Consider the following 24,071-nt stretch of genomic DNA (forward strand, 5'->3'; position numbering starts at 1 on the left):
ACCCGTTTTTTCAAACCTTTTCTCAAAAACCTTTTCTCAAAAACCTTTTCTCAAAAACCTTTTCTCAAAAACATGGATGACTGATTTTCCCAAAGCCGGGGAATATTACATATCTGGATAACCGTCCGGATTATTTGACTGCCAACGCCAGCTATCCTGAACCATATCATCTAATGAGCGGGTGGCTCGCCATCCTAATTCTTGCGTTGCTTTGGCAGGGTCGGCCCAGCACTCTGCGATATCCCCCGGGCGACGTTCAACCAATTGATAGGGGATCGTTTGACCACACGCTTTTTCAAACGCATGCACCATATCCAGCACGCTGTAACCAATCCCGGTACCGAGGTTGTACACATGTAATCCGCTTTTCGTCCCAACGTTTTGCAAGGCTGCAATATGTCCGTCCGCGAGATCCATCACATGAATGTAGTCCCGAACCCCAGTACCATCTTTGGTCGGATAATCATCACCAAAAATAGAGAGACACTCACGGCGTCCGACAGCAACTTGCGCGACAAACGGCATCAGGTTGTTTGGAATCCCCTGCGGGTCTTCACCAAGTTCACCCGAAGGATGAGATCCGACCGGATTAAAATAACGCAGCAAAGAGATACTCCAGTCCGGATTCGCATGTTGGAAATCAGTAAGACACTCCTCAACGATTAGTTTACTTCTGCCGTATGGATTCGTTGCCTGTGTCGGAAAATCTTCGAGAATAGGCACGGAAGCCGGATCACCGTAAACCGTGGCGGATGAGCTGAAAATTAATGTTTTGACATTCGCGATCCGCATCGCATCGACCAGCACCAAAGTGCCACTGACATTATTTTCATAATATTCCAGCGGCTTCTGAACCGATTCGCCCACCGCTTTCAAACCAGCAAAATGAATCACGGCATCAATCTGATGCTCATTCATCACTTCAATCAATAAACTACGGTCACGAACATCACCGCGGATAAATACAGGCCGGTAACCAGCAATCTTTTCAATCCGTTCCAAAACGGCTGGTTTGCTATTGTAGAGATTGTCTAAAATCACAGGCGTCATGCCTGCTTCAATCATCTGAATACAAGTATGGCTGCCAATATAGCCCATACCGCCGGTAATCAATACATTCATTGCCTAGCCTCTCCCTATCACACTTACATTGGCGCATCTTACCATACCAATGTAATCGTAAAGTCATTCTAGTTTGAAATTCCTGCGACATCTGTCTGGATTATAAGAATCACTTCATAAATTCAGACAGATGTAACACGGAGATGGGATTAACAACCAATAATTTTCGCCAGTTCAATGGGATAACCACGCGCCTGAGCCAAATCAATCGCAAACTGTTCAATTCTATCCGCTTCGAACGAAAGGCTAATCGGATGCTGCTGTTCAATCGACGCTAAAGTCGAATGATCGGTCAACTGCCAGTGCGACATCAGCTTTCTCGCAGCTTCTAAAGCCGATGAACCTTTGACAATTTCGATCCGGGCATAATTGTGACCACTGAACGACACATCGGCAGCGCGCAACGTCTCATCTTCACCCGGGATCTGCTGGGCACCAAACAGTGGCTTGCCATCAGGATAAGCGCGACAATAGTCAGGCATAAACTTACCGATATGCGCAATCGCATGACGCGTTCTGGCTTCAACGACTGTATCCGGCCAACCGTTGATCAGTTTCATCTGCAATACATCAGGCAAAATCGGTTGTGATGAATGAATAGAACTCCGTGTTAAGCCATCATCGAACAAGGTGATGGTTTTCGTCATACCATGTAACTGAAAAACACCGTCAGCATATGGCGTAAGCTGGGCCATTCCCTGTGGTGTGCCTCGCTGACCATGAAATATTACTTCGGGCCAGAGACTATGTTCATCAGGCCACTTGGCAATATATGCGGCTTTAAATTCAGCCATCCGATATTGAGGGTTCTTGGTGAGATCATCCAGTTTGCCCGTCTCATATCCACACGCATTGACTAAATAATCCACAACTAGTGTATGAGTTTGTGAATCTTTATCATGATAAGTCAAATGCCATTGGCCATCATGCATTTGCGCATCGACCAACGTACTGTTGGTTAACAGTTGACAATGAGGCAGTTGCTGAAGGGTCAACATCGCAGTTGCAGCAAGACGGAAAACACTCCACCCATATTCTTGCACAGCAATAACGGGATACTGAATCAACGCCAAATCCACATGTTTTGCGAAAGGAATCAGCCAGTCATCCATACTGACAGGCTCACTTGGCTGCGAACACAACCGAAGCCGTTCTAAATCAGCCCGTTCGTAGAGTCGATAGTATTCGTCAGGAGCACCCAGTACCTCATTGCGGGCATCCTGGTGAACCATCTCTTGATAAGCCTGTTTTATCGCTTCTAATCGGGGTAATAATGCTTGTGGATGTTCAGGATCAGTGGTCGGTGTCGCGATCACGGTCGGACGCTTGTTGATGGTATGTCGATATAGCCGAATCGTCTCAACGGACTGCCGCAATAATTCCAGACACTGTTGTTGAGAGATCTCTCGGTATAGGTTTCCCCCGGCATGCAGATGACAGATTGGCGGACCATTAACCAAACTCGGGCCACGTTCCATCAGAACGACGTCTACGCCCTGTTCACCTAAATGAACCGCAGCCGTCGCTCCCGCAACGCCACCGCCAATAATCGCAATCCGAGGTTTTTGGCGATTCGATGAATTATTCTGCATCACTACTCTATCTTGTCTGACGTGTCCACATTGTATATGCACGAAAACTTAATTTAAATCACATTTTTGATAGGGTTTTCCTTGAATCATCCATTCATCTGTAAGAATAATTTTTTCAAAAAAAACACTTGACGAGGACTCTATCTATCTCGAATTCAGTGTTTTGAACACATCAAAACTAACGGTAACATATTGAATGTACACATGAGATATTTCAAACCATCGGTCATGCTTGTCCACTTATCCCAAACTTTATCCACTGTTTTTGTGGATAACTGCTCCGACAACTGAACATGCAACCCTTCACTCAGGAGAAAACGGGAAGGTGTCCGTTTATAAATCACCCGCTGCCGTATCCAACCCGCTGATAGCTTCATATTTCGCCCTGATTAACGAAAGATATACCACAAAGCTTACAACCTGATTGTTTATCATTGCCGGTTTTGCTCATGCTTATTTTTCTATTGCGACTCATGACCAATTTTACCTTGGCTTACTTCTCTATAACTGAGACACTTATGCCGCAACTTACATTAGGCAAAAAAATATGAAACTTTTAGTCCGCAATCTAGCGCGCACAACGACTGAACATGACATTCGTGTTCTTTTTTCGACTCATGGCACAGTCACTGAATGCAACTTGGTTCTAGACCAGGAAACAGGATTATCAAAAGGCTTCGCGTTTGTTGAAATGCCCAACGACGATGAAGCGAAAGCTGCAATCCAAAATCTAAACCTTTCAAACGTCGCGAAAAGCACCATTAGGGTTAAACGCGCACAAAACTGACACTCTCGAAGCCAGCCGTGTATTGCACGACTGGCTTTTCTGATCGCCCTTCCCTTCATCCATTGAAAAACTGGTTAAGTTGCGAGAGCCATCATCAATGCCCCGTGACATAGCACCAGCCTCATTTCACCCGATTGAAGCAACTAAATGCGCAAAGCCGTTTTCAATCAAACTCGTTTCCATGATTGAAATAACTTTCCGGCTTGTATCAGCGGATATCACATCCGATTGAACTTGCTGCTTGAGAATTAGCGAAGAGATGTGCTCGATCTCGTATTCAAATCCACCCCCTTTCGCAGGTGAGGTTATTTTATGGTTTTTGCCTTGATAGAAAAGGTCAATGTTTTGGGGGTTCCACCACTTATCATGAATCACGATTTCCACCTCAGGCCCGGTAATGATCGCTTCGCGCTTTAGATCACGAGTAATCGAAGCCCCGACTCTGCCCTTGATATCACCATCAAACATAAATTCAACATTTTCATCGACTTCAGATTGAGCATTATCTTTTATATATTTCACCGCAGGTTTTAAGACCATGCTTTTCGTCAGTTGGCACAAGTCAACATACAGCCATAAAGCATACACACCGACATCTAAAGTTGCTCCGCCACATAAATCAGGATTGAATATTCTCAATTGGCTATCGAAATCATGTCGATTACCAAAAGCCGCCTCAACCGTGTTAATTTTTATATTGTTATCCAGAATAAATTGTCGCAGTGATTGATACGCCGGGAAAACAACCGATTTCATGGCTTCAACTAACAGTAAACCTTGTTCTTTTGCCAGCGAGGACATTGCATCCCAGTCATCAACATTGGTAAATGCTGGCTTTTCAACCAAAACGTGTTTGCCGTGTCTGAGAAACAGTTCAACCGTGCTTTTATGAAAAGGATGAATGGTTGCAATATAGACAACATCAACGGTTGGGTCTTGTGCCAACGCCAGATATGAGCCGTAACTTCTTTGACACCTGAATTCATCGGCAAACGTATCTGCTCGCAACTGATCTTGTGCTGCGACAGCATACAACTCACCATTCGGGACATGTTGTGTCAGATCTTTCACAAAACGATGTGCAATTTTGCCTAATCCGGCAATTCCCCAACGAACCTTGTTATTAATCACAGACGTACCTAAATCAAATAACTCATTGAACAACAATACTAGCGCGACGCCCCAAAGTATCAAGTCTCGCCATTTGAATCGAAGTGAAGATTTAACTCAGAGCTTTGAGGATAGATGAACAATAGGGCCATTTTGTATCCGACCCTAAATGTCGGCACGATATCGTGGATGGCAATCAGAATAGCTCCCGAAACACTTAACCGGCATCCAATTGAGACCGGACCACAGACAAACATTCCTCAGCTTTGCGTTTACGTCGGTCGCGATGACTTAAATACGCCAGCGGCACAATAATGAACAAAGCACCTATCACTAAAAAGAAATCAATTGACTCATGAAAGACCACCCAGCCCAGAATGGCCGCAAACAATAAACCGGAATATTCGGCACTACTCACTTGGCTGGACGCGACATAGCGATAACCTTGCAGACACGCCAAGCTATATATCATTGCGCATACCGCAGACGCCCCCGCGTAAATTAAGCCACTAAAATGCCAAGGTTCATTTTCCCAGAGTGCCAGACCAGCCGTCAATGGCAAGGCAGAGACATGAGTAATCAACAGCCCGAAGAACAAATTTTGATTTTTCGGCAGCTTGCGAATCAATAAACTGTTTGTCGCCAGCAGCACAGAAAATGACACCGCACTGATCATCCCCCAGCTCACTTCCGAAGGTCGTAAAATAATCAACACCCCGACAAAACCAGAGCAGGCCGCAATCACGATGCCTGTGGTAATTTTCTCCTTAAAGAAAATCCCGGCAAATAAAACAATCAGAATCGGAGCGATATAAAACACCGCATTGGCCGTCGCAAGGGGTAACTGGGACAAAGAAATAATCAACAAAATGCTCGCCAGCACCCAAAGATTGCCTCTTAACACGTGCAATTTCAGGCCAACCTCCCCCTTAAAATTGATATGCTTATAGGCCAATGGCAACAAAATCAGACAAATCATCACCAGACGCATCAACGTAAACTGATATGCCGACATACTACTGCCCGCCATCTTGATAAACACATCGCACAAAGTCGCGAACAAGTTTCCGATCACCAGGATCAAAATAGCGCTACTCACCGTTTTCCCAGACATTTCCCCTGCCCATATCGATAAAAACATCAAGAATTACAGTCTAATCTCGACTTCAGCGACGATAAAATGATATATCCTGACTTAGTATTCATTTTTTGGATAATAAAAATGCTGCCACCACTAAAAGCCTTACCCGTATTTGAAGCGGTTGCCCGATTAAACAGTTTTTCGCTCGCTGCGCAGGAGCTTAATCTCAGCCAAAGTGCGGTGTCTCATCAGATCCGCGTCTTGGAAAATCACTTGGGCGAAAGTCTCTTCCACCGTCAAGGCCGTTATCTCAGCCTGACACCAGAGGGAAAACATTATCTGGATGCGATCAGCAGCTCTTTGTCACAAATTGCTCACGCAAGCAGCCTGATACGCGGGGAAAGTGAAACCAAAGTCAGAATTGCCGTCTACAGTTCTTTTGCCGTTTGCTGGTTAATGCCACGCCTGCCCGATCTGATGAGGCTGCATCCGAATTTGGATATCAGCATCACAATGTCACACAGCTTGCTCGAACTTTCTGACAAAACAGCGGATTGTTTCATCACGACGGACAGCGAAAAACGCGGGTTTGACTTTAAGCACATCTACAGAGAGCGACTCTTTCCCGTTTGCAGCCCCGCATTTTATGAGTCGATGAAAAGTGCCCTCAACATCCGCTCAGACAAAGACATGGCCGACTTGCTGAAAAAACATCCCGAGACATTGGGCGAATTTCCTCTCGCGACCTCTTTTGGTATCTACAACGAATATACCGAAGACTGGCGCAGATGGTTTGCCGAATCAGGCCACCCCCTACCCGACGAACTGCAACTGCACAAATTCAGTCATTTACTGCTCGCTTATGAAGCTGCCAAATATTCGCTTGGTATCGGTTTAATCAATGACTATATGTTTAATGAGGATAGAACCAGAGACGATCTGATCCGCCTGCCGGCTCACCATATTGAAACCGGCGATGAATTTTACTTTGCTTATAAGTATTCAAGGCGAAATGAACCGGGCATTGCGGAAGTCAAACGATGGTTAATCCATGAAGCCACAGGGCTGCAGCCAGATGACTGAGGGAGGAGGGAACGCATCACCATCACTCCCTCGATGACTCGACCCGGATGAGCAATGGATACCATCGTTATTGGTCTACGAATAATACTCATTATTCGTCAATTATCTTAAATTGCCACCCGTTCTCCTTGCGTTCAATTAACTCTATTTTTTTATGCAGAAGAATCGTTCGCAAAATCTCGGAGAGACGTTGGTTGATATCTTCATTGGATGTATATGTCTTATCGTCTTCAATATCCATAATATGCATTCTCCTATTTAGTCATGATTAGACTATTGTTTACATAATGGATCATTTCTATCACTGACTTATGGTTTGAAAGTTTTTCTCTACCACTTGCCAATCTTGGGGAATATTCAACTATTGCGGCTAACATGGCTTCTTTTTCCTTAGCTGTATCTATCAATTCTTCTGATAAAATAGCTTTACGACAGACACGAATCGATTCATCTAATCTACTTAAATATGTCGTGATATTATTAAATGATTTTTTTTCGCTAAATTGTTCATCTTCAGGGATTACCTTTTTTTTACCATTAACATCATCAATATAGTAATAAATAAATTCTTTCCTGTATTCTCCACGATCAAGTGCATCGACTTTATCTTTAATTCTCATAGCTTCATGATCATCTGATTCAGCAGCCTTTTTTAAAATACTGTAAATATCAACCAAATAGGCATATCGTGATAAATCATGATCATGGAGACCCAAGTCGATACCTGACCCGACAGGATATCCGGATAGCGCACTCGTCACACCCGGTAATTTTGCGAGAGATTCTGCAGCAAGGCCAGTGGCAAACCATTGAGATGCAGAAGCTCCGGTCCCGCCACCAGTGGCGCCAAAATTCATCTTGGCCAATACAGAATGAGGAATAGTCTCTTTCGGTACTGCAACCCCCACAGGTGTTAATACGATATGTGTATTGCCATTTTCGGGCTTCGATAGCGTATTCGGAACACCGGCCTCCGAAGCACTGGGAAGTTTCGAAGCACTAGACTTGAATTCATAATTGGGTATTAAGGGATCGATGACTCCCTCCTGACGTTTATAACCCAGTACAAATTTTGCAGGTGTTCCAGAGGAAGGTTCCGAGCCAACCTCTAACCCGATGGTTGTATTGGTAAAAAAAACCAAATGCTGATTTGAAGCACAGGCAGTTAATATTCCAGAAAGAAGTAACACACAGAGTTCACCTTTCATAATAACCCCCTAACGATATGATTTATTTAAAGGTGACACTTTCTTCTGATAATTTTTTATCGACTACAAAAACTTCACCTATTTTACTTTCACAATGACTTGACAAATTTTTATCGATTTCCATTTTTTTGTTACTAAAATAACCCAAACCAAATGTTGCTGTACCAAGTTTTATGCCACTTCCTTCAATCGATGAATAAATACAACCAGGTGCCTCTTTTTTTTCATGATTGAATGCCCCCAAATAGACATCGCCATCATATACAACCAAATATTTATAGGAGCATCCGCTCAGTAGCACGAATAATGCGATCAACAAAGATTTCCCCACAAATACCATTTGCTCGTACCTAGACTAAGAAGCATAAAAATGCGAATGCATAATATAAAATTAGTTGCAATAAGTGGGTGTGAGCATTTTTTTTTACAAACTGACTTTATTATCACAAAGCTGACTCAGAATATAACAACCCCTTTCAATCAAAACATTGTCTGTCTAACAAAAATATCAAAGCGATCGTTAAATAATATGGAGCCGGTATACAGCGCTTGATATAAAACCAAGGACACATTTCGTTATTCGAATATATCGGGCAATGCATCGAACCGATAATATGCCCTTAAGCTTGATGACAGACAAAGGCTTTTGGCCTCATTCACTGGCCAAAGCCTGTTGTGGCGACATTACAAAGAAATATCTCGCTGTACGCCTGATTCACGAGCAAAATCATGGTCATGACTAATCAGAATGAAACCGCCACGATAGTTGCACAAGACCTGTGCCAAGATGACTTTTGATTCGAGATCGAGATGATTATCGGGCTCATCGAGTAGTAACAAAGGTTGTTCAGGTTGATGACTGACGATCAACATCGCTAACTTCATTGTCTCGCCGCCACTCAGCGTACCACCCAGACGAAAGACACTGTCACGACGAAACCCAATTCCGGCCAGCAATGTTCTGGCATCGCTTTCTTTGATACCACCACACTGTTGCATCAAATTATCCAACACCGACAGCGTGGGTTGAACCGTCCCAAAATGCTGATCAAGATAATACAATGGTGTATTCAATCGCAGTTCCCCTTGTTGAAGAGCAAACTCGCCGAATAACGTTTTCAACAGCGTTGATTTACCACTGCCATTGTTACCTCTCAGATGAATCTTTTCATTGGCATAGACTTGGAGTGAGATGGGCTGAGTTCGACCAAACGGCAATACACCGTCAAGCATCGAAACCACCTTACCTGCGTGGCTTGGGCTATCTTCAAGATAGAGCTTTTGCCCTTTCAGTTGCTCTTTTCTGGCCTTTAATAACTGCGTTTTATTTTGGAGGTGAACCTGACGAAGTTGCTCATTTTTATTGCGACTTGAGGCATGCGCGGTGGCTTTATCTTGTTTCGCATCGAGCAAGCTTTTCCCGTGGCTACCTGCCTGACGTAATTTGTTCCCTTGCGCCGCTCTTTGCTCGGCCTTTTCCCGGTTGCGCTGCGCTTGCACTGCCAGCTTTTTTCTCTGCTTATCAACGCTTGCCAGCTGTCGATCGACCGCTTGTAACTCGGTACGTTTCTGCTCCGCATAAGCATCGTAGTTCCCGCCAAATATTTGTAATCCAAGCCCGGACAGCTCCCAAATTTCTTCCATGTCACGCAGCAGTACCCGGTCATGACTAATGAGTAAAATTGCACCGTTGAACGCTCGCATCGATGCCAACAACCATTGTTTTGCCTGAACATCAAGGTGGTTGGAAGGTTCATCGAGAATCAGCAGCTCAACGTCACTTGCAAACATCTGCCAAAGCTGTAATCGTGCTAATTGCCCGCCACTCAATCGGGCGCAAGGAAAGTCTGCTTCTGGTGGCAGTCCCAGCACTTCAAGTTGCTGAATGAGTTGTATGGGTAAATCCCACTGCTCCCCAATCACATCAAACCAATGTTCTGAACAATCACCGGATTCAACCCGCTTTAACGCTTCAAGGACATGGTGTTTGCCCAAAAATTGCGCAATAGAAAGCTCACCGGATAGCAAGTCCGACGGTTGCTGACGATACACTAAAAATGACTTGGGTAACGTCACCGTTCCACTCGATGGCTGTTGTTCGCCACTTAAGATTGAAGCGAGTATCGATTTACCCACCCCATTGCGACCAACCAACCCGACACGATTCTTAATCATGGAACATGATAATTGTTGAAACAGCCTTTCACCGTTCTCAAATTGATGACTGATGTTGTAAGCCTGTAAGACTGGCATAATTGCCTCCTGTATGACAGGGACATCAGCCGTAGCTAGACAGTGACAGAGATGGCATCAATACAAATACCCGGCAATGACCCGCTCGACGCTGAGCGATTAGAGATTCAAGCACGGATTTGTAAAGAAATATCGGAAAGTGAGCTACGCCGACTAACCCTGTAGATCCAAAAATAAAATGAGCAATGGATGACAGGTTTAGTTGTTCATATTGGCGTAATCTCCTCAAGAAGTGATTGGGGAAAGATACTGGATTCATACGTGTTTCGTCAAGGAACACCGACCGATAAAAGGCTACCCGTAGGTAGCCTTTGTCTGGCTGTTCTGTTGCTTAAATTCTGTGTGCTTAAATCCTATGGCTTAAATCGATCTGATCACGCCTGTCTATCCGCATCAAAGTGATCCATTTATCCTGAAAATAAGCGACTGCACCGCTACCAGGATGCATGTTCATCCAGAAAACTAGCCACCCAGAAGAAAGGCGCATTCCAGTTGACTGTCACTTCATTCATCGTCCAGGCACCAATATCATCAATCCAGCAGGTTTGTCCGGTACAATTTCCTTTCAGCGTGGCGGCAACCGGATCACTAAAGTCGATAGAGTTCGGACCGCCTGAGATAACGCCGGGTGGGACAATCGGGAGATCAGGATTTTCAGAATGAGCCCAGAACCGATGATGAGGATTTTGCAGCGGATAAGAGCCATACCCAGAAACATAAGAATGATCCATCGGGTTACGTCCTAACATATAATCCATTGCATCAGACATCGCCTGTAAATACTTTTGTGTTTTCGTCCAGTCAAAAGCAAGCCCGAGGAAGATACTGCGATTCATCAGATTAGAGTTTGAACCCCATGGATATTGATCGCTTTGATAAGGAATCAGATATCCTTGTGTCTTGACACTGGCTTCATAGATATCCGCAGCTTTGAGAAGATTTGCACGCGCCTTTTCAATCGTGTTTTCATCGAGGCTATTCGGGACGAGTGCTAACGAAACCGTGCCGGCGCTGCCCATATTTGACCATGTCAGATCATCACTTGTTGTCGGTGTGGTCAAGTAATAAGGGGATTGTTCAAGCGCGGTTTTGTATTCTCCTTTACCAGTCGTAACATACAATTCAGCAGCAGCCCAGTAGAACTCATCCGCCAGATGGGTATCGCCATAAGGACCGGAGCCGTTAAAGTTATCATAGGCATACACATTTTTGTGAACATTGGCCGCCTGCCATGCTCTTTCAGCAGCGGATAAACATTTGTCTGCATAAGTCGCATCCAGAGGACGCCAGATACGGGCACATTGTGCGGCAGTCGCGGCCAGATTCAATGTTGCCGCAGTACTCGGATAACTCAGGAAGCGTGGTTGAGGATCTTCATAAGGTGGCAGAGGAACACCCGTCCATTCTGCATCGGCAATTTTATGGAAAACCATGCCACCGGCATCGATTTCTGTCAGTTTTAACGCAGACAGATGCCCGGACTGATCGCCAACCGGTACCGAGACTTTTTTATGTTCCGGAACTTGCATGGCCAGCATAAAGTCCATCATCCACTTGGCTTCATCCAGTAAATCATTGTACTGGTTAGACTGCTCAGGGATCTGAACCATACCGTCAGCAAATGCACTGGTATGATTGGTTTTATAGAGATTTTCACGCTCGTAATAATTCATCAGTGTCCAGACCGAAATCCCGCCATTCACCACATATTTGCCGTGATCGCCGGCATCGTACCATCCACCTGTGACATCCAGAGAAAAATCACATCCGGGCCACTGATTCCCTTTGGCATCGATTTGATTAAAGCAGGTCACGATTTCCTGTGGATGACCAGCCGGCCGGGCCAAATCAGCGCGCTGAACGTAGGCATTTTCAATCTCAATTCCGCTGCGTTGTTGATAGAAGAAAGACAGCGCATCATATTTCATCGTCTTGTAAATATCATGGCTGATATCAAACGGATGACTTTTCTGGCCGTTGACTTCAAGAGTGATCTGCGTTTCCGGTGTCTGTACCTGGCTGAAATCAGCAATCTGAACCTGCTCTCCTGAAGCACTGTTAAGACCAAAGGGAATGGTCTGACCTTCAGCAATCACCTCTCCCTGAGCGTCTAACAACTGCCACGGCAACGGTGTCTGAGTATCGGTCTGAATGGTGGCCCGTTTTTTTGCATTTAGCAGATAACCAACCTGATTGACACGAACAGCTGAGCGCCGATCTTCTTCTTGGTATTTCGGTCCATACAAGGAGATATCACTCAGGCACACGGTATTCGGCTGTTGTGCCCCGACTTGAAAAGCCAACTGTACTTTTTTATCTCTGGCAGACGGTATAATCTCAAATTCAAATGATTGAACCGTGTTATTTAAAGTGAGCAACTGATTCATATAGTTGGTGTAAGGCTCACCATCATGCTGAATCACTGCTGTTAAATTAGCTGCATTCTGAGCCATCGCACTAAATCGGAGGGTATATATTTCATCTTTTAGTAATTTTAGATTCGACTGACCTAAAACTACATCCCACGGATTCTCACCACCATCAGTGAATGTAATACATCCCTGTTGATCCTGCGTGTTAAAGGTTCCACCCGATGCCCACCAGCCGGTATCTCCCTGAAAACTACCATTGACCAGAATATCGACTGTTGAATTTTGTTGATTTTGTATCTTGTTCAGATTTTGTGAACTTTGCGCTGCATAGCTGCCATTCACACCAATCAGGCTGCAAACAATCGCAGCGAATACTGTTGATTGAATCTTTTTCATCTAAGCCTCTTATGTACCAATCCTACTGTAAAAATAAATTCGTCAGTTTATTGTTAGTGTTTGAAACAATGTTAAATCATAGTCAATGGATACGCTTTGCTCTGCACATTCAGGATGCATCTTTAATCTTTATGAACAAGGTTCAATATATTCACGGATTAGTTATCCCTAATCACAATAAGGATTTAGTGCTGGGATTGAGCGTTATAATTTGGAGCCGGAGACTGAGAAAAATAAACTGTGAGGCAGTGGTCTGGTGCGACCACTCGCCAGCAAGCCTGATGCCACTTACACTGCACTGGCACCGAAAAAAAACGATGTCGGGATGATGGTGAGCTGGGCATAGGCAGCGATGCTGGCCGCTTTTGAGGTTCTCTTAGTTAGACGACATACTCATTTGTTATAATTCGGATTTGTCACCACTTGGACGCAACTGACGCTGAAGACCGAGCAAGAAGTTGCGAAGAACTTGGTCTTTGCATTCTCTGTAATGCTTGTTCTCTGGCTTACGGAAAAATGCGCTAAGTTCATGCTTACTTAAACGAAAGTCTGCAAGTTGCAAAATTTCTAGGATATCCTCAGCTTTCAAGTTCAAAGCAATACGTAACTTTTGGAATATAATATTATGATTTAACTTCTCTTCTCGCTTAGGCTGCTCACCTTCGCGTTTACCGCGCTTAAAATTGATAAAACCGTTTAGAAATACAGCCAACTCTGTGTCGTTAAGCTCAACAAAAGATTCATCGTCTTCTTTTTTCAGCCAACTCGTGACTTGTTCATCTATCACATTCAAATCGGCTAAAGAGAAGATTTCAGTCATTACACTGTCTTTTAGATCAAATGTATAACGCACACGGCGTAAAATATCATTATTGGTCAAAATAGTTCCTAATCTTAGGTAAATCCAGTGCTATCAACGTGATTACTGGAAGATTTGGATTTTATCAGATTTGCGGTCTACACCCTACCAATTGTGCAAATCTGCGAGAAAATCATAACGCAAAGTTAAGATGACTCCACGAAAATGATTCTAATTCTCTTAGTTTTATATAAGTCAGACAACTCTGGGTTATTTGAAAATAATCATATACCTCACCTATAGATTTAAAAAACTTTTCTTCTTCTGCTTCATGAACGGAATTTTTCAAATTCAAAGCCTTACTAACAAATCGCTGATCACAGAATGACGCGAATGCGTCAATTGCCGAATTAAACGCCCGACGACAACCATCACCATCATCAACGCAAAGATAGGCTGAATGACCCATAACAGCGGATGGATGCGCGGCGTCAGTTCAAAAGCGTAATGGATGATCGCGGCAACCAGCGCATCGGCGCCAAAGCCTGATAAGCTGCCGGCCACAACCGCGATCAGGCCGAATTCAGCCAGCACCGTCCACATCAACCGCCGCCGACTCATCCCCAAGGTGCGGTATAGTTGCATTTCTTCATGCCGCTGCATGAGGCTCAGTCTCAGTAACGTATAAATCAGCAGTAAACCGGCAATTACCCCCACCACAGCCAGAATTGAAATGGCATTGATAATCTGGGATAACAACCCTTGAATTTTTTGAGTCATCTCTCGTAAATCAAGCAGACTCACGGTTGGATAAGCATGGCCCAATTGCGATAGCTGATGTGATGCATCGGCTCCGAGACGAAAACTCACCATCCAAGTCGCGGGAAGCTGAGCCAGTCGATCTGGCGTGAATATAAAGTAAAAATTAGGCTTCATTTCACGCCATTCCACCTGCCGAATTGAGTTCACCTGAGCCGTAACGGGCTGGCTGTTAATCATGAAGGTTAATTGATCACCAACTTTCACCCCCAGTTCACGCGCGACACTTTCTTCCACCGAAACCCCATTGCTTGACTGCCAGCGCCCCGCAACGAGCTGATTATAGGTCGGTAACTGTTCTGCCCAGGTGAAATTGACTTCCCGACGTAGCACATTACTGGCTTCCCGGCCACCAGCGTACTCGATCGCATCAGTACCATTAATCAGCGACAGGCGTCCGCGAATAATCGGAAAGACCGGTGAATGAGTAATATCCAGTTGCTGTAACTGATGCAAATAATCATCTTTCTCGTGGGTCGCAATATTCAACGCAAAAACATCGGGGGCATTATCAGGAAACACACTTGACCAGTCCGAGAGTAAATCCGTTCTGACCAACCATAAAGCAGCAAACAGCATCAGTGACAAAGACAACGCCCCCAACTGAATCCCCGAGGCCAGTGGCGTACGATTGACACGTTTCAGTGCCAGTTTGAACGCTGCATTTAACGGTAATGCCCGTACCCCGCGAAACAGGAGTAACCCAATTCCGGCGAGCAGTGCAGAGGACAACACAATCCCTCCCAAGACCAACCAGACCATAAACTGATTGCCCCAGTACAACGCCGCACCCGCCACAGGAAAAAGCCATAATCCCCACAGATAAATATGTTTGCGCTTCACTTGTGTATGATTTTGCAGGCTGGCAACGGCTTCAATATCAACCAACCGATAGAGTGGGATCCCGAGCCCCGGAATCGCAACCAGCAGACAACTGAGCAGTGCCATCACAAGTGGGGTCATCCCCAGTTCAGGCAATGGTGATGGCAACAGTCCAGTTAACGGTAACCTTAGTAATAGTTCCAACCCATATCCCAACGGTAATCCCAGCAACAGTGCGATGCCGATGAGCATCGACACTTGAACCATCAGCCAATGCCAAACCCAGCGTTTCGATGCACCGAGACTTTTCAGCATCGCCACCGTCTGGCGACGAGAAGCCACATAATGCTGACATGTCAGCAACAGTGTCATTGTCGCCATCAACACGACAATGATGACAACCAGAGAGAGATACTGCTCTGATTTATTAAAGATATCCTGCGTTCTGGAGCGCTGTCCGACATCACGCCATTCATCACTGGGGGTCAGTTCGATCTGTTGTTTCAACTGTTGAATGATGTCATCGCGGGCGTTGATAAACAGTTGATATTCAACCCTGCTGCCGACTTGCACTGCACCCGTTTCCGGCACCTGAGACTGATGAATAAAAACGGTCGACATCTGACGGAAAGGGTTAAAGCTAAAGCCCGGCTCTTCGGTGATGGTGCCTGAAACCACATGCTCCATATCTCCGATACTGACCCGATCTCCGATCTTGATCCCGAGGTCGGATAATAGCTGCGGATCCAGCCAGACTTCGTCTGGCGCAACATGAGACTGAGTCATGTGACTGTCAGATAATTGCAGTGTGCCACGCAGCGGAAACGTGTCATCCACCGCTTTGACAAAGACCAGCTTCATCCCATCTCCGCCAAACAGCATGGTGGAAAACCGGGTCATCTGTGATGTCGTTCCTCCCAACGCCCGGGCCTTGGTTATTAATGCTTCAGGAATCGGATTGGCGCTGACAAAAACCGTATCCGCCATTAACGCATCTTTGCCTTGCTTGACGATCACCTGATCCATACGTTGGGCAATCGCAGATAGCGCAAAAACACTGGCAATAATCAGCACAAACGCCATCACAATCAGCCACAACTGTCCCTGTCGAAGCTCCTGCCAACACCATCGCACCAGTGAGCGATTGACCAAATACGATGAATTCATGATTCAACCTCCTCGATCCGCCCTTCATTCATTTGCAACCGACGCTGGCACCGCCGTGCCAGATGATGATCATGGGTTACCAATACCAATGTGGTACCGAATTCCTCATTGAGCCGAAACAGGAGCTCGATCACCACGGCAGCGGTCTTTTGATCGAGGTTTCCGGTCGGTTCATCCGCGAACAGAATTTTAGGTTGAATCATAAATGCCCGCGCAATGGCGACCCGCTGTTGCTCCCCTCCGGAAAGCTGAGCCGGTGTATGATGGAGCCGCTCCCCCAGCCCAACTGCGTTTAACAGCGATGTTGCCCGCTCCCGGTCTTCAGGCTCCCCCCGAAGCAGACAAGGCAAAGTGACATTATCTAATGCTGATAAACTGGGAATCAGTAAAAAATTCTGAAAAATAAAGCCAACCGATTCACTGCGCATGGCCGCCCGTTGTTCGTCGTCGAGTGCACTCAATGACTGCCCAAACAGCACCACATCACCTGAAGAGGCAATATCCAGTCCGGATAATAGTGCCATCAGGGTCGATTTGCCTGCCCCGGAAGTCCCGACAATTGCTACGCTTTCCGTTGGATAAATATCAAAATGAGCCTCTTTAACAATTGTCAAATTCTGCTGATTCGTAGACACTGTTTTACTCAGATATTTTGCAGAAATCACAGGAGTGTTCGTCATGCGATGGTTATCCTTTCTTCTGGTTTTGACTTTTTCATTACAGGCGCATAGTGCCCGGTTACTGATTGTCGGTGATAGTTTGAGTGCCGGTTATCAAATGTCTGCCGATCAGGCATGGCCGAGTTTACTCCCTCAAGCCTTACAAAAGTACAATCGCTCGGTCACCGTCGTCAACGCCAGTATCTCCGGTGATACAACTGGTAACAGTTTGTCTCGTTTACCGCAACTGTTGCAGCAACATACGCCAGATTATGTACTGCTCGAACTGGGAGCCAACGACGGGCTCCGCGGCTTCTCGCCACAGATCCCTGAGCAAAACCTGGCCAAAATGATTGATCTCATCACACAATCCGGTGCACAGGCAATTCTGATGCAGATTCGCATCCCGCTGAACTATGGTCAGCGCTATAGCAAATCTTTCGCTTCTATATATCCAAAACTGGCGACGGAAAAACAGGTTGCGCTCCTGCCGTTTTTTCTGGAACAGGTCATTCTCAACCCGGAATGGATGAAATCCGATGGACTCCATCCCAATGAACATGCACAACCTTGGATTGCCGAATGGATGGCGCAACATCTGCATCCTTTACTTGCTCAATCCGCAGCACCGGACATGCAGTCATGATTCCTAGTTCGGTTTTTACTGCCCTAGCTCAATAAACATCAGACAATTTTGCGTTAATGTAGCTGATGTGTTAACTGAAAAAAATCAACACGTTTACACAGTCCATCATCATGATATGTTTCATCATCATAGGGTAACCGACATGCACATAACCCCAAAGATCAATGGCGTTGTTGCACATAGCGCACATCCTTACGGTTGCGAGCAATCGATTATACAACAAATTCAATATGCTAAGACCGCAACTCCGATTCAACACGGCCCAAAACGCGTGCTCATCTTAGGTGCATCTTCCGGACTGGGGCTTGCTGCGCGGATCGCACTCACATTTGGCGGTGCTGAAGCCGATACTATCGGTGTCTCTCTTGATACACTACCGCAGACGAATCACTCCGGTAGTGCTGGTTTTTACAACAACTACTACTTCAAACAGTATGCGCAACGTGAAGGCCGCACTGCGATTAATATTCAGGGGGATGTGTTTTCCCGCCGCACGAAAGAAGCTGTGATCGAAGCGATTGAGACTTACTTTGAAGGAGAAGTTGATCTCATCATTTACAGTGTCGCTTCAGGCAAACGTCGAAAAGCAGAAGGCAGTGATAGCTTCTGGTACTCCGCCATTAAACCGATTGGCCAGTCAATACAGAGTGTCTTGCTCGATTTGGGTCAGGATCAATGGCACGATGTCGTGCTTGAACCCGCTTTAGAAGAAGAGATCGACTCGACCCTCAAAGTGATGGGCGGAGAAGACTGGGAAGCATGGATTGATACATTGATTAATTCAGAATCGATTGCTGATGGTTGCCAATCCATTGCGTTTTCTTATATCGGCTCTGCGTTGACCCATCCTATTTATCTGGACGGCACCCTGGGGCGGGCAAAAGTCGATTTACATCAAACCAGCCACTCCCTGAATCTGAAGCTTGCCAACTATGGGGGTCATGCTTATGCGGTAGTCTGTCAGGCTTTGCTCACCCGGGCCAGTATATTTATTCCCGGTTTGAGCCCTTATTTGATTGCTTTGAATCAGGCAATGCAGGCTTTAGGTGTGAATGAAAACTGCAACAGCCAGATGCAACGCCTTTTCACCACCAAACTGTATGGTCCGGAGACTGTCCCCGTCGATGGGGAACGACTGATTCGCTTGGATGAGCGCGAGCTTTCTCCTGAAGTACAAACTAAAACGCAGCAATTATTGGCAAAAATCAATGTCGATAACTTTTCTCAGCTCGATGCTTATCAGACATTCAAAGCAGCATTTATGCGGCTGAACGGTTTCGACTGGCCCACTATTGATGAGGACGCACCGATCGACCTCCGACCTTTTATCAAATTCGCAACAAAAGAATAACGATGATATCGTGCTCACTCTGACGTTTTTATAGCTTCGAGTATGTGCTCGAAGCTTTTTTTTGCTAGATTATAAATAGAGTGCTGACTTTTATGAAACAGCTGAGCTCAGGAATATCAAACCATGCCAAATAATCACCCGAACCATTTGATCATTCCGGAACACATTCTGGATAACTGGCAAAATATTGTGAATCTCGCTGCTGGGATTCTATCTTCTCCGACGGTGATGCTGCTACGCTGTCGTGAAGGTATGAACGAGCGAATATGTCATAGTCATCACTCATCGGGTGTACTCAACCTTGATGAGCTCTGTGCATGTAAACTCCATCAGATTGTTCTCGAATCAGGTCAGCCACTGTGGGTTTCTGATATTGAAGAAGAACCGACCCTATCGACTTATTTACCGGATCCGGTCATGTCTTATGCCGGGTTACCACTGTATTTCCCCAATCAAATACCATTCGGTATGTTGGTGATTATCGATAGCCAGATACACCATTTTCATGAGCTGGAATTTCAGTTACTGGAAAGCCTTCAGTCCGCGATAGAATCTCATTTGAGAATATTGACGCAGCAATCTGAGATCAACCGACTCAATCACTACATTGAAAACACGCTTTCTCACGATACGGTCGATTATGTCAATCTGACTCAGACGCTACATCAAGAAATCGATCGCCGCAAAGTTGTCGAACGGCAATTGCAATATAATAAGCGTCACGATCCCAGTACAGGTTTTCTCAACCGTTTCGCATTGGAAGACGAGCTCAAGAATCGCTTGGCAAACTGTGCAGCACGCGGTGAAAAATTTGCGGTGATCCATATCGGCTTCAGCAATGCCCGCCATTTGCAAACCCGCTTTGGTTATCAAGAGTGGGAAAACGTCCTGAAACACTATCATGCACAACTCGAATCGCTGGAACTTGAAGACATTGAACTGTTAACCGCTCGACCCAATTCCACCGATTTGGCTCTGATTGTGCAATCCGGCCACCTGAAACGGGATGTGGATATCCTATGTGAGAAGCTGGTACTGATGAGCAAAGCCGTCTTTCATATTCATCATCAGTCGATTCACTTACATGCTTATATTGGCATCGCCATTTCCGGTGAGGACACCACGGTCACCGGGCTTCTGGAACAAGCGTCCACAGCGATGATTTCGTGCAAAGACTCCGGCCATTTGTATTACTACCATTCAGAAGCGCTCGCCCAATCTCAACTCCGCCTTCACCAGTTAGAAAACTATCTGCTTCATGCGGTAAGAAATGGCGATCTGATGCTCTATTTTCAGCCTAAAGTCTGTCCGACAACTCGGCTTTGGACCGGCGCAGAAGCGTTACTACGCTGGCGTCATCCTGTTTTGGGGGAAATCTCCAGTGAAACGCTGATTCACTTGGCAGAAAAAAATGGTCTGATCTTTGAGGTGGGAAACTTTGTGCTGAAAACGGCAATCGAAAAAGCCAGCCAGTGGACGCGCTATCTGAGCGATTTTAAAATTGCGGTCAATGTTTCAGCCAAGCAGTTACGGGACATTCGCTTTGTTGAGCAAGTCAAACAGTTTTTGCAAGCCTACCAACTTCCGGCCCATCATCTGGAAATAGAAGTCACTGAAAGCGGTTTGATCACCGATGAAAAAGTGGCTAGCGATATTCTTCAGATTCTTCATGAATTCGGAGTCACCCTATCACTTGATGACTTCGGTACCGGATATGCGTCGTTCAGTTATCTGAAAAAATTTCCTTTCGATTGTATTAAGATCGATAAAAGCTTTGTGCATTCACTGGAAGAGAGTGAAGAGGACAAAGAAATTGTGCGCTCTATCATTCAAGTCGCCAAAAAACTCAAATTGCAAATCATCATTGAAGGGGTTGAAACAGAAGCACAAGAGCAGTTTATCATCGCGGAAGGTTGTGACTACGGGCAAGGTTTTTTATACGGACGCCCCGTCCCTGCTGATGTGTTTGAAGACAGTTTGGTGCAACAAATGCAGTCTCAGTTACAGCAGATTAATTAACACTATCAGTCAATGATCATTAAAGACATGTGATCACAAACACTCCCCAAAAACAGCCTCACGGCAGTTTGGGATAACGATTGACTGATGACTTCTTTGCAGATTATGTTGAATATCAAAAAGGTGACACCGTCACCTCATATCATTTTATCCGCAGCCGTCTGACGCAGAATATGCCACGCTTCACACAAGGTTCGGAACCTTTCCGTATCACCATTATCTCGATCCGGATGCCAGCGCAGCGCCAGCTTACGCCATGTTTTCCGGATTTCCGTATCACTGGCATCAACGGGTAATTCGAATAACCGTAATGCTCTGGCTCGATCCATATCGGTCACGTTGTCATCCTGACCAATATATTGCCGATAACGGGTCCAGAATTCATTCAGCAGACGTTTGACTTCGCCTTCACTCGCTTCATAATTACTCCAGTCGGTATAATACATGCGTAGCGGGTCGGCCTGATCAATGAAATACGCGACATGACTGCTCACCAAACGTAACTCAATATCCATCGCCTCGACCTGAAGCCAGCGCTCGGGATAAAGCATCTCTTGCAGTTGATAGAGTGCATTCATAATCAAAAAATTGCGTTTGAAGATATCCTTTCCCGGGGATGAATCTAACTCCGGGACATACCCCAATTCATTCAACCGGGCTGAAAGCGTGTGGACTTTCCAGCCCGAGCATTCTCGTTTCAGCACTTCCAAAATAGGCCAAATCAGTGGATTTTCCATCTGTGTATGGAATACCGTTTGTAAGCTCTGATTTCCTGACATTACTGCACTCCTTGAGAGCATTCTCACTGCCGTCTATCGATTGAAGGATACTCGATACAGACTATCCTGTTCTTCCCTATTTTCCTATAGCAGCATCAGCGTCCTGTCTTCTTTCTGTGACGTTATTGCCAATGCCACGCAACAACCATGGCTTTTACAAATTGCCTTCACAGTGATCACACGCATCTGCTCCCAAATACGCCATTCAAACGTCAAGCGGGGACAAGTTGATTTATCCCCGCTCTTCCGGATGCAGTGTCACTGTCTCAATCCAATGAAGGTAAGCCTGAGACCCATCCATCACTGGGATTTGAATAATTTGTGGTATTTCGTACGAATGGACTTCCCGAATCGCCAACTCAACCGCCTGATAATGACGACTCTGAGTTTTCATCAACAGTAGTATCTCCTGATCGGTACAGATTTCCCCCTCCCAGCGATAATGGCTATTGATCGGTAATGTCTGAATACAAGCAACCAGTTGTGCAGACAATAGGCGTGAGACTATTGCCTGACAACCTTCCTGACTGTTGATTGTAGTCAGCACCATACAGAACGGTGTTTCCGTCATCTGACTTATCCCTTTGTCCTCTCATCATGTCCTGATTATAGCCCAGCAACCAAAAACATGACCGGACGTCCGACACGATGAAACATCAACCCCATAAAATCATAGCGTATATAAGGTAAATCGGCCATTTGTCAGGCAGAAGGAGACAGATATAAAAAAGGCCAACCTCACCAAAGGTTGGCCTTCAATCGTGAAATATCGATTAATCTAGCAATGCAACTGACTGCTGTACAATGACTAACTCTTCATTGGTTGGAATCACCATTGCAACCGCATTGTGTATTTCAGAGTGCGCAATCACGCCTGAATTACCAAATCGTGCTGCTTCATTAGCGGCTTCATCTTCCACAAATCCGAACACGCGCAAATAATTCAGAATTTCGCGACGAATCGGCAGTGAATTTTCGCCGATACCGCCAGTAAATATAATTGCATCGACGCGCTGAAGCGGAATCATGTATGAAGCAATATATTTTGCAACTCGATAGGTAAACACTTCAAATGCGAGTTTGGCATCTTCATGGCCTTGTTCCATAGCTTCTAACACGCCACGGGCATCTGAAGTCAGACCGGATAACCCCAGAAAACCTGACTTTTTATACAAAGTGTCGAACACTTGTTCTTGCGTCCAGCCTTTCTTTAATAAAAACTCAATAATACCCGGGTCAATATCACCGGAGCGCGTTCCCATCATCAATCCGGCTTGAGGGGTGAATCCCATCGACGTATCAACACTCTGACCATCCCGAATCGCACAGACAGATGCCCCATTCCCCAAATGAACAGAAATTACATTGGTGTCATTGACATCTTTATCCAGCATTTTTGCCGCTTCACGGCTGACATAATAGTGGCTGGTACCATGAAAACCATAACGGCGAATCGCATATTTGTCGTAAAGTTCAGTCGGAATTGCATCCCGGTAGGCTTTTTTCGGCATGGTCTGGTGAAATGCGGTATCGAACACAACAAACTGAGGTAGCGAAGGAAATGCTTTAACTGCTGCGCGAATCCCTTTGACATGGGCTAGATTGTGTAAAGGCGCGAGTTCTGCCAGTTGCTCAATTTCGGTAATGACCTGTTCATTGATTCGAACCGTCGAAGTAAATTTTTCTCCCCCGTGAACAACCCGGTGCCCGACGGCGATGATGCTGTCATTCAGTCCGAGAGACTCAATCAGTTTGACAATCCGATCAACCGCATGTTGGTGATGATTATCAGGATAATCGATCGTTTCCTCTGTTTTCTCACCCTGATATTTCCAACTGATAACAGCCTCGGATAATCCGAAACATTCACCTAACCCACTAACAATAGCTTCACCGCTTTGAGAGTCGATCACCGCGAATTTAAGGGATGAACTACCTGAATTAACGACCAACACATACGAGTTCGACATAAGGCTTTATCCTGTATTCAAATGAATATTGAAGCA

The 24,071-nt window shown here is 45.4% G+C and carries 20 protein-coding genes; 5 read left to right on the forward strand and 15 right to left on the reverse strand.

Annotated elements, in window-relative coordinates:
• Window positions 1–105 precede the first annotated feature (105 nt).
• Entirely contained in the window at window positions 106–1,122 is a 1,017-nt protein-coding gene (galE, locus tag AC55NX_RS11935) for a UDP-glucose 4-epimerase GalE (protein ID WP_496995942.1), read from the reverse strand.
• 149 nt (window positions 1,123–1,271) lie between these two features.
• Window positions 1,272–2,714, reverse strand: a complete 1,443-nt coding sequence (locus AC55NX_RS11940) for an FAD-dependent oxidoreductase (protein WP_496995972.1) — start codon at window positions 2,712–2,714, stop codon at window positions 1,272–1,274.
• 547 nt (window positions 2,715–3,261) lie between these two features.
• On the opposite strand from AC55NX_RS11940, the gene AC55NX_RS11945 reads away from it, so the two are divergent.
• On the forward strand, window positions 3,262–3,501 hold the full coding sequence (locus AC55NX_RS11945) for an RNA recognition motif domain-containing protein (RefSeq protein WP_059121853.1): 240 nt from the start codon (window positions 3,262–3,264) through the stop codon (window positions 3,499–3,501).
• Window positions 3,502–3,627: 126 nt separating this feature from the next.
• On the opposite strand, the gene AC55NX_RS11950 is transcribed toward AC55NX_RS11945, so the two are convergent.
• Complete coding sequence (locus tag AC55NX_RS11950; RefSeq protein WP_496995943.1) at window positions 3,628–4,632, reverse strand: Gfo/Idh/MocA family protein; 1,005 nt, start codon at window positions 4,630–4,632, stop codon at window positions 3,628–3,630.
• Between the two features lie 196 nt (window positions 4,633–4,828).
• On the reverse strand, window positions 4,829–5,725 hold the full coding sequence (locus AC55NX_RS11955) for a DMT family transporter (RefSeq protein ID WP_496995944.1): 897 nt from the start codon (window positions 5,723–5,725) through the stop codon (window positions 4,829–4,831).
• A 108-nt stretch (window positions 5,726–5,833) separates the two neighbouring features.
• Here AC55NX_RS11955 and AC55NX_RS11960 point away from each other — a divergent pair, with 108 nt between their 5' ends.
• Window positions 5,834–6,775 (forward strand): LysR family transcriptional regulator, encoded by a 942-nt coding sequence (locus AC55NX_RS11960; protein WP_496995945.1) that lies wholly within the window; start codon window positions 5,834–5,836, stop codon window positions 6,773–6,775.
• Window positions 6,776–6,866: 91 nt separating this feature from the next.
• On the opposite strand, the gene AC55NX_RS11965 is transcribed toward AC55NX_RS11960, so the two are convergent.
• From AC55NX_RS11965 to AC55NX_RS12000, 8 genes are all read right to left on the reverse strand, one after another.
• The gene (locus AC55NX_RS11965; protein WP_496995946.1) at window positions 6,867–7,016 is read right to left on the reverse strand and encodes a hypothetical protein; all 150 of its coding nucleotides are present in this window, start codon (window positions 7,014–7,016) and stop codon (window positions 6,867–6,869) included.
• A 13-nt stretch (window positions 7,017–7,029) separates the two neighbouring features.
• Window positions 7,030–7,983 carry a hypothetical protein gene (locus tag AC55NX_RS11970; RefSeq protein ID WP_496995947.1) on the reverse strand — a complete coding sequence of 318 codons (954 nt, stop codon included), beginning with the start codon at window positions 7,981–7,983 and terminating at the stop codon, window positions 7,030–7,032.
• A 22-nt stretch (window positions 7,984–8,005) separates the two neighbouring features.
• A complete protein-coding gene (locus AC55NX_RS11975; RefSeq protein WP_157371917.1) occupies window positions 8,006–8,299 on the reverse strand; it encodes a hypothetical protein in 294 nt (97 codons plus the stop codon).
• A gap of 368 nt (window positions 8,300–8,667) precedes the next feature.
• Entirely contained in the window at window positions 8,668–10,236 is a 1,569-nt protein-coding gene (locus AC55NX_RS11980; RefSeq protein WP_496995948.1) for an ATP-binding cassette domain-containing protein, read from the reverse strand.
• 434 nt (window positions 10,237–10,670) lie between these two features.
• Window positions 10,671–13,004: a glycoside hydrolase family 9 protein gene (locus tag AC55NX_RS11985; protein WP_496995949.1), complete on the reverse strand. Its 2,334-nt coding sequence runs from the start codon at window positions 13,002–13,004 to the stop codon at window positions 10,671–10,673.
• A 400-nt stretch (window positions 13,005–13,404) separates the two neighbouring features.
• Window positions 13,405–13,884, reverse strand: a complete 480-nt coding sequence (locus AC55NX_RS11990) for a YehS family protein (protein WP_496995950.1) — start codon at window positions 13,882–13,884, stop codon at window positions 13,405–13,407.
• 270 nt (window positions 13,885–14,154) lie between these two features.
• Window positions 14,155–16,611: an ABC transporter permease gene (locus AC55NX_RS11995; protein WP_496995951.1), complete on the reverse strand. Its 2,457-nt coding sequence runs from the start codon at window positions 16,609–16,611 to the stop codon at window positions 14,155–14,157.
• A complete protein-coding gene (locus AC55NX_RS12000) occupies window positions 16,608–17,291 on the reverse strand; it encodes an ABC transporter ATP-binding protein (RefSeq protein WP_496995952.1) in 684 nt (227 codons plus the stop codon). Before AC55NX_RS12000 ends, AC55NX_RS11995 begins: the two co-directional genes overlap by 4 nt.
• On the opposite strand from AC55NX_RS12000, the gene tesA reads away from it, so the two are divergent.
• From tesA to AC55NX_RS12015, 3 genes are all read left to right on the forward strand, one after another.
• A complete protein-coding gene (tesA, locus tag AC55NX_RS12005; RefSeq protein ID WP_496995953.1) occupies window positions 17,290–17,916 on the forward strand; it encodes a multifunctional acyl-CoA thioesterase I/protease I/lysophospholipase L1 in 627 nt (208 codons plus the stop codon). The genes AC55NX_RS12000 and tesA overlap by 2 nt on opposite strands.
• 142 nt (window positions 17,917–18,058) lie before the next feature.
• Window positions 18,059–19,267 carry a trans-2-enoyl-CoA reductase family protein gene (locus AC55NX_RS12010; RefSeq protein WP_496995954.1) on the forward strand — a complete coding sequence of 403 codons (1,209 nt, stop codon included), beginning with the start codon at window positions 18,059–18,061 and terminating at the stop codon, window positions 19,265–19,267.
• 123 nt (window positions 19,268–19,390) lie between these two features.
• Window positions 19,391–21,286 carry a sensor domain-containing phosphodiesterase gene (locus AC55NX_RS12015; protein ID WP_496995955.1) on the forward strand — a complete coding sequence of 632 codons (1,896 nt, stop codon included), beginning with the start codon at window positions 19,391–19,393 and terminating at the stop codon, window positions 21,284–21,286.
• Window positions 21,287–21,423: 137 nt separating this feature from the next.
• Here AC55NX_RS12015 and AC55NX_RS12020 read toward each other — a convergent pair whose 3' ends face one another.
• The 3 genes from AC55NX_RS12020 to AC55NX_RS12030 form a co-directional block, all read right to left on the reverse strand.
• Window positions 21,424–22,065 carry a DNA-J related domain-containing protein gene (locus AC55NX_RS12020; protein ID WP_496995956.1) on the reverse strand — a complete coding sequence of 214 codons (642 nt, stop codon included), beginning with the start codon at window positions 22,063–22,065 and terminating at the stop codon, window positions 21,424–21,426.
• Window positions 22,066–22,297: 232 nt separating this feature from the next.
• Entirely contained in the window at window positions 22,298–22,636 is a 339-nt protein-coding gene (gene cutA, locus AC55NX_RS12025; RefSeq protein WP_496995957.1) for a divalent-cation tolerance protein CutA, read from the reverse strand.
• Window positions 22,637–22,838: 202 nt separating this feature from the next.
• Window positions 22,839–24,035, reverse strand: coding sequence for an acetate/propionate family kinase (locus AC55NX_RS12030; RefSeq protein ID WP_496995958.1), 1,197 nt, complete (start codon window positions 24,033–24,035; stop codon window positions 22,839–22,841).
• Window positions 24,036–24,071 lie beyond the last annotated feature (36 nt).

This window comes from Vibrio rubrogenes, assembly GCF_059641415.1.

Excerpts from the sequence above, each read along its gene's own strand:
- galE (WP_496995942.1), bottom strand. The coding sequence starts at position 1,122 with ATGAATGTATTGATTACCGGCGGTATGGGCTATATTGGCAGCCATACT.
- AC55NX_RS11940 (WP_496995972.1), bottom strand. The coding sequence starts at position 2,714 with ATGCAGAATAATTCATCGAATCGCCAAAAACCTCGGATTGCGATTATT.
- AC55NX_RS11945 (WP_059121853.1), top strand. The coding sequence starts at position 3,262 with ATGAAACTTTTAGTCCGCAATCTAGCGCGCACAACGACTGAACATGAC.
- AC55NX_RS11955 (WP_496995944.1), bottom strand. The coding sequence starts at position 5,725 with ATGTCTGGGAAAACGGTGAGTAGCGCTATTTTGATCCTGGTGATCGGA.
- AC55NX_RS11960 (WP_496995945.1), top strand. The coding sequence starts at position 5,834 with ATGCTGCCACCACTAAAAGCCTTACCCGTATTTGAAGCGGTTGCCCGA.
- AC55NX_RS11965 (WP_496995946.1), bottom strand. The coding sequence starts at position 7,016 with ATGGATATTGAAGACGATAAGACATATACATCCAATGAAGATATCAAC.
- AC55NX_RS11970 (WP_496995947.1), bottom strand. The coding sequence starts at position 7,983 with ATGAAAGGTGAACTCTGTGTGTTACTTCTTTCTGGAATATTAACTGCC.
- AC55NX_RS11980 (WP_496995948.1), bottom strand. The coding sequence starts at position 10,236 with ATGCCAGTCTTACAGGCTTACAACATCAGTCATCAATTTGAGAACGGT.
- AC55NX_RS11985 (WP_496995949.1), bottom strand. The coding sequence starts at position 13,004 with ATGAAAAAGATTCAATCAACAGTATTCGCTGCGATTGTTTGCAGCCTG.
- AC55NX_RS11995 (WP_496995951.1), bottom strand. The coding sequence starts at position 16,611 with ATGAATTCATCGTATTTGGTCAATCGCTCACTGGTGCGATGGTGTTGG.
- tesA (WP_496995953.1), top strand. The coding sequence starts at position 17,290 with ATGCGATGGTTATCCTTTCTTCTGGTTTTGACTTTTTCATTACAGGCG.
- AC55NX_RS12000 (WP_496995952.1), bottom strand. The coding sequence starts at position 17,291 with ATGACGAACACTCCTGTGATTTCTGCAAAATATCTGAGTAAAACAGTG.
- AC55NX_RS12010 (WP_496995954.1), top strand. The coding sequence starts at position 18,059 with ATGCACATAACCCCAAAGATCAATGGCGTTGTTGCACATAGCGCACAT.
- AC55NX_RS12015 (WP_496995955.1), top strand. The coding sequence starts at position 19,391 with ATGCCAAATAATCACCCGAACCATTTGATCATTCCGGAACACATTCTG.
- AC55NX_RS12020 (WP_496995956.1), bottom strand. The coding sequence starts at position 22,065 with ATGTCAGGAAATCAGAGCTTACAAACGGTATTCCATACACAGATGGAA.
- cutA (WP_496995957.1), bottom strand. The coding sequence starts at position 22,636 with ATGACGGAAACACCGTTCTGTATGGTGCTGACTACAATCAACAGTCAG.
- AC55NX_RS12030 (WP_496995958.1), bottom strand. The coding sequence starts at position 24,035 with ATGTCGAACTCGTATGTGTTGGTCGTTAATTCAGGTAGTTCATCCCTT.